Genomic DNA, 14,210 nt, shown 5'->3' with positions numbered 1-14,210 from the left:
TGTCCAATTTTCGGAGTAGCCGATGTTTCCGCGTCTCATGTGCCTGACCTCTGCGCTGGCCCTTACCGCTGGTATTGCCCAGGCAGAAAAATCCTTTAACCGCATCGCCGCCTTCCCGGTGGTCCAGAACATGGCCGCCGGAGAAGATACATCACGCGAAACCTCGCCAGAAATCATCGACGTCACAGCCGATGGCATGACATTGGTCTACACCGACAGTCCGTTGGAGGCTCTGGGGCTGATTGATATCACCGATCCGGCCACCCCAGCCCCCAAGGGCAATATCGCACTGCCGGGCGAACCCACATCGGTCGCAGTCATTGGCAGCACCGCCTATGTCGGCATCAATACCTCCGAAAGCTACACACAGCCCTCGGGCCTGCTGAAATCTATCGACACGGAAACCGGCGCTGAAACGGGCTCCTGTGATTTGGGTGGCCAGCCGGATTCTGTCGCGAAATCCAAGGACGGCGGATTTCTCGCTGTGGCGATTGAAAACGAGCGGGACGAAGACTTGAACGGTGGCATGCTGCCACAGATGCCTGCGGGAAATCTGGTGCTGGTGAACACCACCAAGGAGGGCCTTGATTGCGCGTCGATGAAAGTTGTCAGCCTCACGGGTCTTTCAGATATCGCAGGCGAGGATCCGGAGCCTGAATATGTCGCGATCAACGGGCTTGGGGAAACCGTCGTCACGCTACAGGAAAACAACCACCTCGTGATCGTCTCGAAGAACGGCGAGATCCTGAACCATTTCTCTGCCGGTTCTGTGGACCTTGACAGTATCGATGCCACGGACGAACGCGGTGCGCTGATATTTGGCGAAAGCCAGACAGAGCGCTTGCGTGAACCCGATGCCGTCACTTGGATTGACGACACGCACTTCGCCACCGCAAACGAAGGCGACTATCAGGGAGGATCGCGGGGTTGGACGATCTTCAACAAGGACGGCACCATCGTTTACGACAGCGGCACCTCCTTTGAACACGCGATCGTGCAGATCGGACACTACCCGGACAAACGCTCCGACGCCAAAGGCGTCGAACCCGAAAGCGTGACCTTCGCCGAATTCGACGGCATGCCCTATGTGTTCGTCGGTGCAGAACGCGCGTCGGTGGTGGGGGTCTATGATGTTACGGATCCTGCCAATCCGGTTCTCACCCAGCTGCTGCCGTCTGGGGTTGGGCCAGAAGGATACGCCGTCATCCCCGAGCGCAATCTGCTGGTTTCGGCCAATGAGAAGGATCTGATCGAAGACAAAGGCCCCCGCGCCCACGTCATGATGTATGAATTGCAAGACGGCGCACCGACCTATCCGCATCTGACCTCTGCCGGAGCGGATGAACTGATCGGCTGGGGCGCGCTCTCTGGCATGGTGGCGGATGCGGATGGTATGATCTATGCGGTCAACGACAGCTTCTATGGCTTCCAGCCGTCGATCTTCAAAATTGATCCCAGCCAGACACCTGCCCGTATCACCGACGTGATCCGCATTCATCGCCAAGACGGCAACCCGGCCCAGAAACTGGATCTGGAGGGCATCACGCTGGACGGCAAAGGTGGCTATTATGTTGCCTCTGAAGGGCGCACTGATCGGGTGACCCCACATGCTATCTATCACGTCTCCAAAGACGGGCTCATCAAAGCCAAGAGTGGAGAAATCGGGTTGCCTGCCGAGCTGATGGCCGTTGAAAAACGCTTTGGTTTTGAAGGCATCACCAAGGTCGGCGACACGCTCTGGATGGCAGTACAGCGCGAATGGAAAGATGACCCCAAAAACCACGTCAAACTGGTAGCCTACAACCTTGAGACCAAGGAATGGGGCGCGGTCCACTATCCCAAGGCAGAACCGGACACCGGTTGGGTTGGCCTGTCGGAGATCGTGGCCTATGGCGACTATGCCTACGTGATTGAACGCGACAACCAGCATGATTTCCGTGCCGTCACCAAGAAGGTCTATCGCATTCCGCTGGCCGAGATGACACCGGCCCCGTTGGGTGGTGATCTGCCGGTGGTCAGCAAAGAACTGGTGCGTGATCTGCTGCCGGATCTGACCGCGACCGGCGGCTATGTTCTGGACAAGGTCGAAGGGCTGGCCATCACCGCCGAGGGCGAAGGGTTCATCGTTACCGACAACGATGGCGTCGATGATGCCTCCGGCGAGACGATGTTCTTTTCCATCGGTCAGATGAACACGCCGACCGTCAACTGACCTCATCCACTCCGCGTGTCCGACATACCAAAACAGCCCCCCCGATAGCATCGGGGGGGCTGCCGCGTTCAAAGCTGTCAGATCAGGAAGATCAGGGCAGCATCAGTTTACGGTCTTGGCGTCCAGTTCAGGCGCCTTGCCTGTTGCAATTTCGATCCGGCGCGGTTTCAGCGCCTCAGGCACCTCGCGCTGCAGATCGATGTGCAGCATACCGTCGGAGTGGCTGGCACCGGTGACGCGCACATGGTCGGCCAGGGTAAACCGGCGTTCAAACGCGCGGGTGGCGATGCCACGGTGCAGGTAGGTACGGTCGCTGTCGTCTTCGGACTTCTTCGCCGAAACGACCAGCGCGTTTTCCTTCACCTCGACACCCAGATCAGCCTCGGAAAAGCCGAGCAACAGCAATCGAGATACGATAGGCATCTGCAGCGGTTTTTTCGATATTGTATGGGGGATAGCTCGGCTGCGCGACGTCAGAACTCAGGGCGCGATCCATCAGGTCGGCGATCTGGTCAAAGCCAATGGTGGCCCGGTGCAGCGGTGCAAAATCAAAACTACGCATGTGTCATCCTCATTCGTGAGCGATTTCTACGTGCCCTCCCATCAGGGACAGGCGTTTGGAGTGTCGGACCCCGATCATCGGCGATCCGAACAGAACTGAGATAAGGGCTGAATTTGTCGGTTCAAGAGGTGGCTTATCCGCCGGGGCGGACAAATTTCGCACCGCCCGCCGACGTGCCACTGCCCACGCGGATACGCTTAATTCGCCGATCCGGTGCCGCCACTGGATTGCGGCGCAGCTGTGCTTTCAGCTCGGCCACCCTTTGCGGCAGTTTCATGCCAAAGGCCACCTGCTTCCCACCGTACGCGCCACCGCCAGAAATCAACGCCAGAATACGCCCGCGTCCCCCCACCTGCGAGAACACTGGCGCACCGGAGGAGCCGAAGGTGACGTTGCAGTCGATCATCAAGACATCCGCGCGTTCGGCCATCAGATTGCAATGGCGCTGGCGTGACAAGGCCTCGGCACGGCCCATCCCGTAGGACGTCACCGATATATCGCTTCCGTAGTCCCGGCCGGAATGCAGCACGAAGGCATTCGCCAAACCACTGGTCACTGGGGCCGCCAGCCGGATCAATGCAACATCATGGCGGATATTCTCAAGATCAAGCCGCCCACCCGATCGAAACCCCGGGTGCGCTGCAATCTGCAAGGCCTGACGCTCGGCAATGGCCACGCCATCGCGCAGGCCCGCGCGAAAGGTGATCTGATCAGCCGGGCGCAAGTTGTTGCGCTGATCATAGACGCAATGCGCCGCAGTCAACACCAGATCCGGCGCAATCAGCGTGCCGGTGCAAAACCCCTGCCCGTTCAGCTCCAGCCGCCCGACTGCCTCCCACCCCAGGAGGTCATCACGGTCGGTCAGACGCCGCAACCCGGTATCCTGCGCGGCTGCCACAGTCGCACAGAGCGCGGTCACCACAGTCAGGACAAGTGCGCAGAGTCTCATTGGCTGATGAACTTTGCGCCGGAATTGCTCCGACGTTCGCCCACTTTCACGCGGCCAACTCCGGGGGGCATTTGGCCGCCAATCCGGCTACCGGTGAGCTGCGCACGCAACAACGCCAATTCCTCTGCCAGAGCCGAGCCAAGCGCGACCTGCTGACCGGAAACCTCCGCCTTGGCAGAGACCACCGACACGATCTTGGGGCGCCCTGCGTCAAAGGAAAACACCGGCGCACCGGACGAGCCATAGTCCACGTCGCAGGACATCACCAAAACGCCCTCCTGCCGGGCCATCACCGCACAGACATCCTGCAGCGACGGAGCCTCCGAGCGGTCGTGTGCATAGGACACTACCCCAATCCGAGCGCCTTTTTGCGGACGCTGGTCGGTTTCGAATGGCATCACGGTGGTGTTGCGGATGGGCCGCTGCAACTGCAGCAGCGCGATATCGTTGCGCACCCGGTCTGTCGAGACTTTGCCATCGTAGATATAGCTGGGATGGATGACCGCCTGGCGGATGCTGCGATAGGCCGAGGCGCGCCCGTTGCGCCATCCCGCAAGAAATTCGATGGTCTGCGGTGCGATCCTAGTACGGCTGTCGCGGTCATAAAGACAATGCGCCGCTGTCAGCACCAGATCAGGCGCAATCAATGCACCGGTGCAGAAACCTTCGCCATTGACGTCAAGCCGTCCGACCGCCTGCCAATCACGCCCCGCCTCAGTGGTTTCCAGCCGTTGCAGGCGGCTGTCGTCAGCGCTTGCTCCCGTCGGCGCGGCGACACAGGCCAGCCCGATGGAGACCAGCGCTGCCGCCAGTGGCAGCATCCGCTGCCGGATCGGTTTCTTTACGCTCATAACCCTGCCAGCCCCATGTCCCAATTGCTCCCGTTTCAGGGTATGCTTTGCTTGGGGCGAAATTACGGCAGCAGGATCCGGAATGCACCCGGCCTGTGGGTGGTCGGCAGCGACATCTTGCCGACCTGCATCATCTAAGGATCGGGATCTCTCCCGCGCGGGGATCAGCGCCCGGCCCACCCGCCACCAACGCCCTTGGTTTCGGACCTCCGGTGGCCCAATCCAGTAATTCCACCGTGTGCAGGATTGGGATGTCCGTGGCGGAGCCGATCTGCATCATGCATCCAATATTGCCCGCTGCGATCAGGTCCGGTTGCCTGGCTTCCAATGTCTTCACCTTACGGGCCTTCAGCTCAGCCGAAATTTCCGGCTGCAGCAAATTGTAAGTCCCGGCCGAACCGCAGCAGAGGTGACTGTCGGCAGGTTCCACCACCGTGAAGCCTGCGCGCTTCAGGAGCGTTTTCGGGTGGGTCTTGATCTGCTGCCCATGCTGCAAGGAACAGGCCGCGTGATAGGCCACCGTTGTTTCCTTATCCTCCCCTTCCGGCAGGTCCAGCTGCATCAACAGCTCGGAGATATCCATTGCGCGCGCCGAAACCCGCGCCGCATCCTCTGCCAACGCATCATTGCGGAACATATGACCATAGTCCTTGACCGTGGTGCCGCAGCCCGAGGTGTTGATGACGATCGCATCCAGGCCCTGCCCGTCGATTTCGTCTGTCCAGGCGCGGATGTTCTTCGCGGCGGTGGCGTGGCTTTCCGCCTCGCGCCCCATGTGATGGGTCAGCGCTCCGCAGCAGCCCGCCCCCGCGGCCACAACCACCTCACATCCCAGCCGGGTCAGCAGACGAATGGTGGCATCATTGATATCGGTATTGAGCGCCTTCTGCGCACAACCCGTCATCAGGGCAACGCGTTTCCTGCGTGGTGCCTTCGCGGCAAAGCTCTGGGGGTCGTCGTTGCGGCTGACCGGCGGGATATGCCGCGGCACCATATCCAGCATGGCACGCAGACGAGCATCAGGCATGAGCCCTTTGAAAGGCTGTGCCAGCTTGGCCCCGATCAGGGCGAGACGGAACCGCCCCGGATACGGAAGGATCCGGGCCAGCAACCAACGCAGGGCACGATCACTCCATGGCCGGTCATAGTGTTTGTCGATGTAGGCGCGCGCATGATCCACAAGATGCATGTAATGCACCCCCGACGGACAGGTGGTCATGCAGGCCAGGCAGCTGAGGCAACGGTCAATATGCTTCACGGTCTTGGCATCCGGGACCCGCTCGTTTTCCAGCATATCCTTGATCAAGTAGATCCGACCGCGCGGGCTGTCCAGCTCATCGCCCAGCACCTGATATGTCGGGCAGGTCGCAGTGCAGAAGCCGCAATGCACACACGACCTGAGGATTTCGTTGGCACGCTGGGTGCCCGGGTCGCGCAGCTGTTTTTCGCTGAATGTCGTCTGCATCGTCTACCCCATCAGTCCCGGATTAAGAATGCCGCGCGGGTCAAACTGGCGCCGCAGCCCCTCAGATATCGCAGCGAGTGGCCCCGGTTGTGACTGGAACTGGCCCAGCTCAGCCCGTGTCTGCGTGCTGGCGCGCACCAAGGTCGCATGACCCGGCATCGTCAGCCGGGATCGCAGATCGCTCCCTGCCGGAACCAGCGCCCAGATCAGCCCTCCGCCCCAGTCGAACAGCAAGCCCTCCGCCTGCAACGCAGGCGCAAGTGCAATCGCATCCGACGGTTTGACCGAAATTCGCCAGACGTCGCCGGGCTGGTCATGAAACGCCGCGACATCGCGGATCCCATCCCACAGCGCATCCCCGGCGCCGAGGGCAAGGCTCACCTCTCCAAATCGACCCAGCGCCGCTTTCAAGGCCTCGGCGCGATAGGTAACGGAGGCCTCAAACCCCTCGACCCGAATATGAACCGCGGCCAAAGCCGGATCATACGCCGCGCCGGTCACATCATAGGGCGAACCGAGTGCCGTCGACATCGCAGCAACCGCCAACCCCAGATCCGCCACATGCACCGTCACCGTCGCGCAGGCCTCCGAACACGGCAGCACCTTCAGCGATACCTCGCTCAACACCCCCAGGGTGCCATGAGAGCTTAGCCATCAGCTTCACCAGGTCGTAACCGGTCACGTTTTTCATCACCCGGCCGCCATTGCTCAGCACCGCGCCGCGCCCATCGACAAAACGCACCCCCAGCAGAAAATCCCGCGCCGCGCCGCATTGAATACGCCGGGGGCCGGAGACATTGGCAGCAAACACCCCGCCCATGGTTGGCGTTCCTGTGGTTCCAAGCAGCCCGCGATGATTCATCGGCTCAAAGGCAAGGCGCTGATTTTCCCCCGCCAGCAGCGCCTGCACCTCCTCCACCGATGTGCCCGCCTGCACAACCAGTGTCAGGGCGCCGGGCTCATAAAGTGTGACGCCATTGAGACCCGCCACACTTAGCGTCTCACCGCCCATCGACAGACCACGGGTGCCTCCGCCGCTGACAGCCAGAGGCGCTGTTGCCCCTGCGATGATCTTGGCCAGCTCGGCCTCGCTCTGAGGTGTCATTCTTTCACCTTTCCAAAATACTCTGGGGGTCGTGGGGGCAAAGCCCCCGCCGCAGACCCGCACAGGGTCTGCCATGGGCCACTGTTACAGGGGGACAGCTGCCGGGGTTCGACGGCTTTGCGTGGTCGAGAGGGGGAAAACCTTGGCCGGGTTCAGCAACCACTTGGGATCAAACACATCCTTCACCCGCAGCTGTGCCTCGATATCCGCAGCGCCGTATTGATCCAGCATCAGATCACGCTTTTCGATCCCGACACCATGCTCCCCTGTCAGGCAGCCACCCACCTCCACACAGAGCTTCAGGATTTCAGCGCCAAAGGCCTCGCAGGTTTCCAGATCGCCGGGTTTGTTGGCATCAAACAAGATCAAAGGATGCATATTGCCATCGCCTGCGTGAAACACATTGGCGACATCCAGGCCAAATTCCTGGCTCATCTCTCCAATGCGACGCAAAACATGGGGCAGCGATGTGACCGGTATTGTGCCGTCCAGACACATGTAGTCGTTGATCTGCCCCATCGCACCAAAGGCTGATTTCCGACCCAGCCAAATGCGGGCGGCCTCATCGCTGTCGCGGGCCTCGCGCAGTTCCACCGGATTATGAGAGCGGGCAATCTCGGTGATCAGCCGCAACTGGTGGTCGATCTCCGCATCGCTGCCTTCGACTTCGACGATCAGCAGGGCTTCGCACATCGGATAGCCCGCCTTGGCGAAGGCTTCACAGGCCTCAATGCAAGGGCGGTCCATAAACTCAATCGCGACCGGCAGCACACCTGCCTTGATGATATCGCTGACACAGGCACCGGCGACTTCATTACTGTCGTAGCCAATCAGCACGGGGCGCGCCCCTTCAGGTTTGCGTAGAATGCGCAAAGTGGCCTCGGTCACCACCCCCAGCTGTCCCTCACTGCCACAGATCAAACCCAGCAGGTCCAGCCCACCCGCATCCAGATGGGCGCCGCCGATTTCCACCACGGTGCCATCCATCATCACCATGGTCACCCCCATCAGGTTATTGGTGGTGACGCCATATTTCAGACAATGGGCACCGCCGGAGTTCATCGCGATATTGCCAGCGATCGCACAGGCCAGCTGCGACGATGGATCCGGCGCATAGAAAAACTCTTCTTCCTCCACCGCGCCTGATACGCTCAGATTGGTTCGCCCGGTCTGCACCCGGATAATACGGTTGTCGTAGTCCGTCTCCAGCACAGCATTCATCCGCGCGACACCAAGGATCACGCAATCAGCTGTCGGCAGAGCGCCACCGGCAAGCGAGGTGCCCGCGCCGCGCGGCACCACAGGAACACCAGCCGCATGGCAGATCCGCAGCACATCGGAAACTTCCTTGGTCGTGCGCGGCAGGACAACCAGCATCGGCGGGCATTTATATGCCGTCAGCGCATCGCATTCATAAGCGCGAGTCTCCGCCGGGCCCTGAACCAGCGCATCATCCGGCAAGACCGCCGCAAGCCGCGATGCCAGCGCAGCTTTCTGTGACAGCACTGTCTGATCTGGGATGGGCATGTCCATGGGGCTCTCCTGTGGATGCATGATTTGGTAAATTAATATTACCAATTTTCACAGCTGGCAAGTCCGCAGTTCCACAGCTAGGGTCAGCGCATGACCCTGCTCGACCGTATTGCCCTGTTTTCACCCGCTGATCTGGCAGCCTGCGTGCTTTTGATCCTGTGCTGGCTCGGCATTGGATGGCGCATCGAAAATGCCACGGAAGAGCATCCTTCCGTCTCCAGCCTGATGGCTGAGTTCCGGCATGCCTGGATGATTCAGATGGTGCAACGCGATCCGAGAATCTTTGATGCGCAGCTGATCTCGAACCTGCGGCAAGGCAGTGCTTTCTTTGCCTCTGCCTCAATGATCGCCATTGGCGGCGGGCTCGCCTTGATCGGCAACACAGATCAACTGGCTGGTGTCGCGCAGGACCTGAGCCTGGAGAGCGCGCCAGCCTTTGTCTGGGATGTCAAAATCTTGATGGTGCTGTTGCTACTGTCGAATGCGTTTCTGAAGTATGTCTGGGCGCACCGATTGTTCGGCTATTGTTTTGTGCTGATGGCGGCGGTACCCAACACCGACGCGGAGGCGCAGGCCTATCCCCGCGCCAGTCAGGCGGCGGATCTCAGCATTACCGCAGCGCGCAGTTTCAATCGCGCCATGCGATCCACCTATTTTGCCCTTGCCGCCGTGGCTTGGCTGATCGGCTCATGGGCGCTGATTGCGGCCAGCCTTGTGACCTTTGCCGTGCTCTACCGCCGCGAGTTTGCCTCACAATCACGCAGTATATTGCAACGGGTTCCCGCGAACACGACGCCACCTGCGCCCGGCGCGACCGTAGGCGCCGACCGAAGCAACACGCAGATGTGACCGCGACAGAATGCGCGTCACGCCTATACTCGGGCCATGATCCGATGCATCACTCTACTCTCTCTGATTTGGCTGCCTGCGGTGGCGCTGGCCGATGACCCACAGATAACTAAAGCGACTGCACAGCAGACGGGCAACAGCTGGCGCATAAGTGTCACACTGGCCCATCCGGACAGCGGCTGGGACCACTATGCGGACGGCTGGCGAGTGCTGGACACCAAAGGCAATGTGCTCGGCCTGCGCGAACTTGCCCATCCGCATGTAAACGAACAGCCCTTCACCAGGTCATTGGCTGGTGTGGCAATACCGGAGGGTTTGGACACCGTGTTGATCCAGGCCCGCTGCAATGTCGATGGCTGGTCCGAAGCAACCTATGTGCTGCCTCTTGCCTGCTCCTCCTGCTGACGCCATCGATGGCACCGCTCTGCTGAGGAGCCCTTTAGGCTAGGCTCTGTGATACGGGCTGCCTGCCAGAATAGTGGCGGCGCGATAGATCTGCTCTGCCAACAGCACCCGCACCAGCATATGTGGCCAGACCATCTTGCCCAAAGAGATCGAGAAATCGGCCTCAGCACGCAAGCTGGGATCAATCCCATCCGCCCCCCCGATCACGAAGGCCACATCTTGGCGACCGGTATCGCGCCAATCGGCAAGGCGTTTTGAGAAATCAGGCGAACTCAGCAGCTTGCCGCGTTCGTCCAATGTGCAGATGACAGCCCCCTTGGGGATTGCCTTGCGCAGCAGCTCCGCCTCGGCGGCCATGCCTGCGTTTTTCTTGTCCTCGACTTCGACAATGCGACAAGGGCCCAGACCAAGGGCCCGACCCGTGCGGTCGAAGCGCTCAATATAGTCGTCAATCAACTGCTTTTCCGGGCTGGCCCGCAGCCGCCCGACCACACAGAAATGAACTTTCATGAGGACACTTTCGATACAGGCCCGCGCCAGGCGCATCCTACGCTCTGCACGGGCCGATCTGATGGAACCGGATCCGATCTGGTGATCAGTTCTCGCTTTGGGCAGGTGACGTGCCCGCAGGCAGCCACATTTTTTCGAGCTGATAGAATTCGCGCACTTCCGGACGGAACAGATGGACGATGATATCGCCGGTATCGATCAGCACCCAGTCGCCGGTGTCTTTGCCTTCGACCTTGCAGACCATGCCGTAGTCCTGCTTCAGGCGGTCAGCCAACTTTTCAGCCATAGACGCCACCTGCCGGGTGGAGCGACCCGAGGCAATAACCATATGATCGCCAATAGCCGTTTTGCCGCGCAGGTCGATCTGCACGACATCTTCAGCCTTGTCGTCATTCAGCGAGGAAAGAACACGCGCCAGCAGCTCATCGCTGGTTGGCTGTGATTTGGTAGCCATTACGGCCACTCCGCGGCCAGCATCTGGGGCCGCCTGAGGTTCGGGTGACAGGACATTGTCCTCCTTGTAACGCGCCGCCGGTCCCCCGGCGCTGGGGTTGCCTCAATGTAGCAAGCCATATGCGGTTTTTCAATGAACCTTGACGGCTGAGCTGCTATGCGCGCCGCGCAGGCGTAAGATCAGCGTGAAATGACGATGTGACTGAGCTGCCTTCCCTGTCAGAACGCGTCTCAGTCCTGCATTGCCACAGGCAGGGCCTCGTTCAGCACACGCACCTCCCGCTGCGGGAAGGGGATCGAGATTCCGGCCTCCTTGAAGGCGTCCCAGAGCGCCAGATAGACGTTCCCGCGAATATTGGTCAGCCCGCCGGTCGGATCGCTGATCCAGAACCGCAGCACATAGTCCACGCTGCTGTCCCCAAATCCGACGATGTGACAGACCGGCGCCCGGTTGCCGCCACTCAGCACACGCCCCACGGTCTTGGCCGCCTCAATCGCGACACGGCGCACCTCATGCGGGTCATCGCTGTAGCCGGTGCCAAACTTCAGATCCAGCCGTACGAATCGGTCTGTATGGGACCAGTTGACCACCTCATTGGTGATGAAATCCTCGTTCGGGATCAGGTATTCGCGCCCATCCCGGGTCACCACAGACACATAGCGCGCGCCTAGGGAATTGATCCAGCCGAAGGTCTCGCCGAGCGAAATTACGTCCCCCGGCTTGATGGATTTATCCAGCAGGATGATGAGGCCTGACACCAGATTGGACACAACTTTCTGTAGACCAAAACCAAGACCAACACCAATGGCACCAGACAGAACCGCAAGGCCCGTCAGGTCAATTCCAATCGCCTTCAACCCAATGAAGAAGGCACCGCCAAGCAGCAGGATCTGCGCCAGCTTGGCACCAAGCACCTGCATTGACGGTGAGATATCCGGATTGTTGCGGATCCGGTTCGCGGCAACGGATGAAATCGCACGCGCCAGCGTGAGCATCACACCCAGAATGACCACCGCCTGAACGATCAAGAACAGCGAGATCCGCAAATCCCCGAAATCAATCGCCACACTGTCGAGAAACGCCGTTGCTTCAGCTGTAATGCCGAGGATGCGTAGGGTGACCCAGATCCAGGCGCCATATTTTACCAGCTTTCGCAGCAGGGGATTGGCAACCAGCCGCGTCGCAAAGGACACGATCAGCCAGGCCAGAGACAGGTTTGCGATCACCACCAATAGGCGTGATCGGCTGGGCCAAGTGATATCCTGCATGATCAGAACCGTGGTCCAGATCAGCAATACAAAAAGGATGCCACGAATACGCCTGTGCAAGACAAGCCCTGCCCGCATACGCCAACGCGGCCAGCCGGTGCGGCCACGCAGCCAATCGTGAAAAGCCCCGGCGATGGGTTTGGCCAACACCGCGGCCAGGACCAACAGACCGGCTGCGATCCCGAGCTGATAGGCATTCCATGGGCGCAGCAGAACCTCCGCCGTGTTGGTCAGGAAATCCCACAGCTGCTGCCCCAGCTCAATCGCCTCGGCCGTGCTTTCGGCCAGCGCATCTTTGGTCTCGATCTGTTCGTCCGGATCCATGACGCTCCCTTTTGTTTGCGAGTCTGACGCGCCTTCAGGTTCCAATCAAGGCGCGACTTTGGGGGATATCGCAATCCCAGGTGCGACCATCCTGTTCACTGCGTTTCAGAACGAATCTTGATTGCCACGCCCAGCAGATGTATCTGACAGCCATGACCCTCGTTTTGGCCCATCATATCGAGCTGCAAGACCGCGCACGCCTGCGCGAACGGTTCTTTGGTGCCGCCCGCACGGTCCTGGCGCGGCTATAAGGCTGCCGCCAAGCCCTTTTGCCAGCTACATTCCAAAAACTACGGGAGAGGACTCATGTCCCCCAAGACGCTTTACGACAAAATCTGGGATGCGCATGTTGCGCATGAAGCCGAGGACGGCACCAGCCTGCTTTATATCGACCGCCATCTGGTCCACGAAGTGACCAGCCCACAGGCGTTTGAAGGCCTGCGCATGGCAGGCCGCGGCGTGCATGCCCCGGATAAAACCATCGCGGTGCCGGACCACAACGTACCAACCACGCTCGACCGCGCCAAAGGCATCGAGAACGAGGAAAGCCGCATCCAGGTCGAAGCGCTCGACAAGAACGCCCGCGAATTCGGCGTGCATTACTACCCGGTGGATGACGTCCGTCAGGGCATCGTGCATATCGTCGGCCCGGAACAGGGCTGGACCCTGCCCGGCATGACCGTGGTTTGCGGCGACAGCCACACCGCCACCCACGGCGCTTTTGGCGCGCTCGCGCACGGCATCGGCACCTCCGAGGTGGAGCACGTGCTGGCCACCCAGACGCTGATCCAGAAGAAGTCCAAGAACATGAAGGTGGAGATCACCGGCAAGCTGAAGCCGGGTGTGACCGCCAAGGACATCACCCTGGCCGTGATCGGCGAAACCGGCACCGCCGCACGGCACCGGCTATGTCATCGAATACTGCGGCGAAGCGATCCGCGATCTGTCGATGGAAGGCCGCATGACCGTCTGCAACATGGCAATCGAAGGCGGCGCCCGCGCCGGTCTGATCGCGCCGGACGAGACCACTTTCGAGTATGTCAAAGGCCGCCCGCACGCCCCGAAGGGCGCCCAGTGGGAAGCCGCGCTCAACTGGTGGAAGACCCTGTTCACCGACGAAGGCGCCCATTTCGACAAGGTTGTCACCCTGAAGGGCGAAGACATCCAGCCGATTGTGACCTGGGGCACCAGCCCTGAGGACGTGCTGCCGATCACCGGTGTGGTGCCCGCACCTGAGGATTTCACCGGCGGCAAGGTTGAGGCGGCCCGCCGTTCGATTGAATACATGGGGCTCACTCCCGGTCAGAAACTGACCGACATTGAAATCGACACCGTGTTCATCGGCTCCTGCACCAACGGCCGCATCGAAGACCTGCGCGCCGTGGCTGAGGTCGTGAAGGGCAAGAAGATCAAGGACGGCATGCGCGCCATGGTCGTACCGGGCTCCGGTTTGGTCCGTGCTCAGGCTGAGGAAGAAGGCATTGCCGAGATCCTTCAGGATGCCGGTTTCGAGTGGCGTCTTGCGGGCTGCTCCATGTGCCTGGCTATGAACCCCGACCAGCTGTCCGAAGGCGAGCGCTGTGCCGCAACCTCCAACCGGAACTTCGAAGGTCGTCAGGGCTACAAGGGTCGCACCCATCTGGTGTCCCCTGCCATGGCTGCCGCCGCTGCCCTGACAGGCAAGCTGACCGATGTGCGCGAGCTGAACTAAGGAGCCAGCAAA

Annotated in this window: 11 protein-coding genes and 3 pseudogenes; 5 read left to right on the top strand and 9 right to left on the bottom strand. The window is 60.5% G+C overall.

What is annotated here, in order from left to right; all coding sequences use genetic code 11:
• Window positions 1-22: 22 nt before the first annotated feature.
• Window positions 23-2,212, top strand: coding sequence for an esterase-like activity of phytase family protein (locus tag L0Z65_RS16950; RefSeq protein ID WP_405109418.1), 2,190 nt, complete (start codon window positions 23-25; stop codon window positions 2,210-2,212).
• A 102-nt stretch (window positions 2,213-2,314) separates the two neighbouring features.
• On the opposite strand, the pseudogene L0Z65_RS16945 reads toward L0Z65_RS16950, so the two are convergent.
• The 6 genes and pseudogenes from L0Z65_RS16945 to L0Z65_RS16920 all read right to left on the bottom strand — a co-directional run bounded on the left by L0Z65_RS16945 (window position 2,315) and on the right by L0Z65_RS16920 (window position 8,677).
• Window positions 2,315-2,774: pseudogene (locus tag L0Z65_RS16945) on the bottom strand (Hsp20 family protein).
• A gap of 133 nt (window positions 2,775-2,907) precedes the next feature.
• Window positions 2,908-3,723: a serine protease gene (locus L0Z65_RS16940; protein ID WP_096872605.1), complete on the bottom strand. Its 816-nt coding sequence runs from the start codon at window positions 3,721-3,723 to the stop codon at window positions 2,908-2,910.
• On the bottom strand, window positions 3,720-4,574 hold the full coding sequence (locus L0Z65_RS16935; RefSeq protein ID WP_405109415.1) for a trypsin-like serine peptidase: 855 nt from the start codon (window positions 4,572-4,574) through the stop codon (window positions 3,720-3,722). The genes L0Z65_RS16940 and L0Z65_RS16935 overlap by 4 nt, the downstream gene beginning before the upstream one ends.
• A gap of 130 nt (window positions 4,575-4,704) precedes the next feature.
• On the bottom strand, window positions 4,705-6,039 hold the full coding sequence (gene glcF, locus L0Z65_RS16930) for a glycolate oxidase subunit GlcF (RefSeq protein ID WP_405109412.1): 1,335 nt from the start codon (window positions 6,037-6,039) through the stop codon (window positions 4,705-4,707).
• 3 nt (window positions 6,040-6,042) lie between these two features.
• A pseudogene (locus tag L0Z65_RS16925) lies at window positions 6,043-7,144 on the bottom strand (FAD-binding protein).
• 84 nt (window positions 7,145-7,228) lie between these two features.
• The gene (locus tag L0Z65_RS16920) at window positions 7,229-8,677 is read right to left on the bottom strand and encodes an FAD-linked oxidase C-terminal domain-containing protein (RefSeq protein ID WP_405109409.1); all 1,449 of its coding nucleotides are present in this window, start codon (window positions 8,675-8,677) and stop codon (window positions 7,229-7,231) included.
• A 90-nt stretch (window positions 8,678-8,767) separates the two neighbouring features.
• On the opposite strand from L0Z65_RS16920, the gene L0Z65_RS16915 reads away from it, so the two are divergent.
• Both L0Z65_RS16915 and L0Z65_RS16910 read left to right on the top strand, forming a co-directional pair.
• Window positions 8,768-9,526, top strand: coding sequence for a DUF599 domain-containing protein (locus tag L0Z65_RS16915; protein WP_405109406.1), 759 nt, complete (start codon window positions 8,768-8,770; stop codon window positions 9,524-9,526).
• Window positions 9,527-9,562: 36 nt separating this feature from the next.
• Complete coding sequence (locus L0Z65_RS16910; RefSeq protein ID WP_405109403.1) at window positions 9,563-9,931, top strand: hypothetical protein; 369 nt, start codon at window positions 9,563-9,565, stop codon at window positions 9,929-9,931.
• A gap of 39 nt (window positions 9,932-9,970) precedes the next feature.
• Here the strand turns inward: L0Z65_RS16910 and rlmH are convergent, their stop codons facing one another.
• The 3 genes from rlmH to L0Z65_RS16895 form a co-directional block, all read right to left on the bottom strand.
• Window positions 9,971-10,441, bottom strand: a complete 471-nt coding sequence (gene rlmH, locus L0Z65_RS16905) for a 23S rRNA (pseudouridine(1915)-N(3))-methyltransferase RlmH (RefSeq protein ID WP_405109400.1) — start codon at window positions 10,439-10,441, stop codon at window positions 9,971-9,973.
• A gap of 85 nt (window positions 10,442-10,526) precedes the next feature.
• On the bottom strand, window positions 10,527-10,895 hold the full coding sequence (rsfS, locus tag L0Z65_RS16900; RefSeq protein WP_024095960.1) for a ribosome silencing factor: 369 nt from the start codon (window positions 10,893-10,895) through the stop codon (window positions 10,527-10,529).
• Window positions 10,896-11,125: 230 nt separating this feature from the next.
• A complete protein-coding gene (locus tag L0Z65_RS16895) occupies window positions 11,126-12,487 on the bottom strand; it encodes a mechanosensitive ion channel family protein (RefSeq protein ID WP_040174518.1) in 1,362 nt (453 codons plus the stop codon).
• A 137-nt stretch (window positions 12,488-12,624) separates the two neighbouring features.
• Between L0Z65_RS16895 and L0Z65_RS16890 the strand changes: the two genes are divergently transcribed.
• Together L0Z65_RS16890 and leuC are read left to right on the top strand one after the other, a co-directional pair.
• Window positions 12,625-12,738: a hypothetical protein gene (locus tag L0Z65_RS16890; RefSeq protein ID WP_027248644.1), complete on the top strand. Its 114-nt coding sequence runs from the start codon at window positions 12,625-12,627 to the stop codon at window positions 12,736-12,738.
• 55 nt (window positions 12,739-12,793) lie between these two features.
• Window positions 12,794-14,198, top strand: a pseudogene (gene leuC, locus L0Z65_RS16885) (3-isopropylmalate dehydratase large subunit).
• Window positions 14,199-14,210: the final 12 nt, after the last annotated feature.

The organism is Phaeobacter sp. BS52, from assembly GCF_045040595.1.
GTDB lineage: Bacteria > Pseudomonadota > Alphaproteobacteria > Rhodobacterales > Rhodobacteraceae > Phaeobacter > Phaeobacter piscinae.
The sequence above is the reverse complement of the archived record's forward strand: the minus strand, read 5'-3'. Positions and strand labels throughout refer to the sequence as shown.

Bases quoted from the DNA above. Each gene is read 5' to 3' on its own strand.
- L0Z65_RS16950 (WP_405109418.1), top strand. From the start codon at position 23: ATGTTTCCGCGTCTCATGTGCCTGACCTCTGCGCTGGCCCTTACCGCT.
- L0Z65_RS16940 (WP_096872605.1), bottom strand. From the start codon at position 3,723: ATGAGACTCTGCGCACTTGTCCTGACTGTGGTGACCGCGCTCTGTGCG.
- L0Z65_RS16935 (WP_405109415.1), bottom strand. From the start codon at position 4,574: ATGAGCGTAAAGAAACCGATCCGGCAGCGGATGCTGCCACTGGCGGCA.
- glcF (WP_405109412.1), bottom strand. From the start codon at position 6,039: ATGCAGACGACATTCAGCGAAAAACAGCTGCGCGACCCGGGCACCCAG.
- L0Z65_RS16920 (WP_405109409.1), bottom strand. From the start codon at position 8,677: ATGGACATGCCCATCCCAGATCAGACAGTGCTGTCACAGAAAGCTGCG.
- L0Z65_RS16915 (WP_405109406.1), top strand. From the start codon at position 8,768: ATGACCCTGCTCGACCGTATTGCCCTGTTTTCACCCGCTGATCTGGCA.
- L0Z65_RS16910 (WP_405109403.1), top strand. From the start codon at position 9,563: ATGATCCGATGCATCACTCTACTCTCTCTGATTTGGCTGCCTGCGGTG.
- rlmH (WP_405109400.1), bottom strand. From the start codon at position 10,441: ATGAAAGTTCATTTCTGTGTGGTCGGGCGGCTGCGGGCCAGCCCGGAA.
- rsfS (WP_024095960.1), bottom strand. From the start codon at position 10,895: ATGGCTACCAAATCACAGCCAACCAGCGATGAGCTGCTGGCGCGTGTT.
- L0Z65_RS16895 (WP_040174518.1), bottom strand. From the start codon at position 12,487: ATGGATCCGGACGAACAGATCGAGACCAAAGATGCGCTGGCCGAAAGC.
- L0Z65_RS16890 (WP_027248644.1), top strand. From the start codon at position 12,625: ATGTATCTGACAGCCATGACCCTCGTTTTGGCCCATCATATCGAGCTG.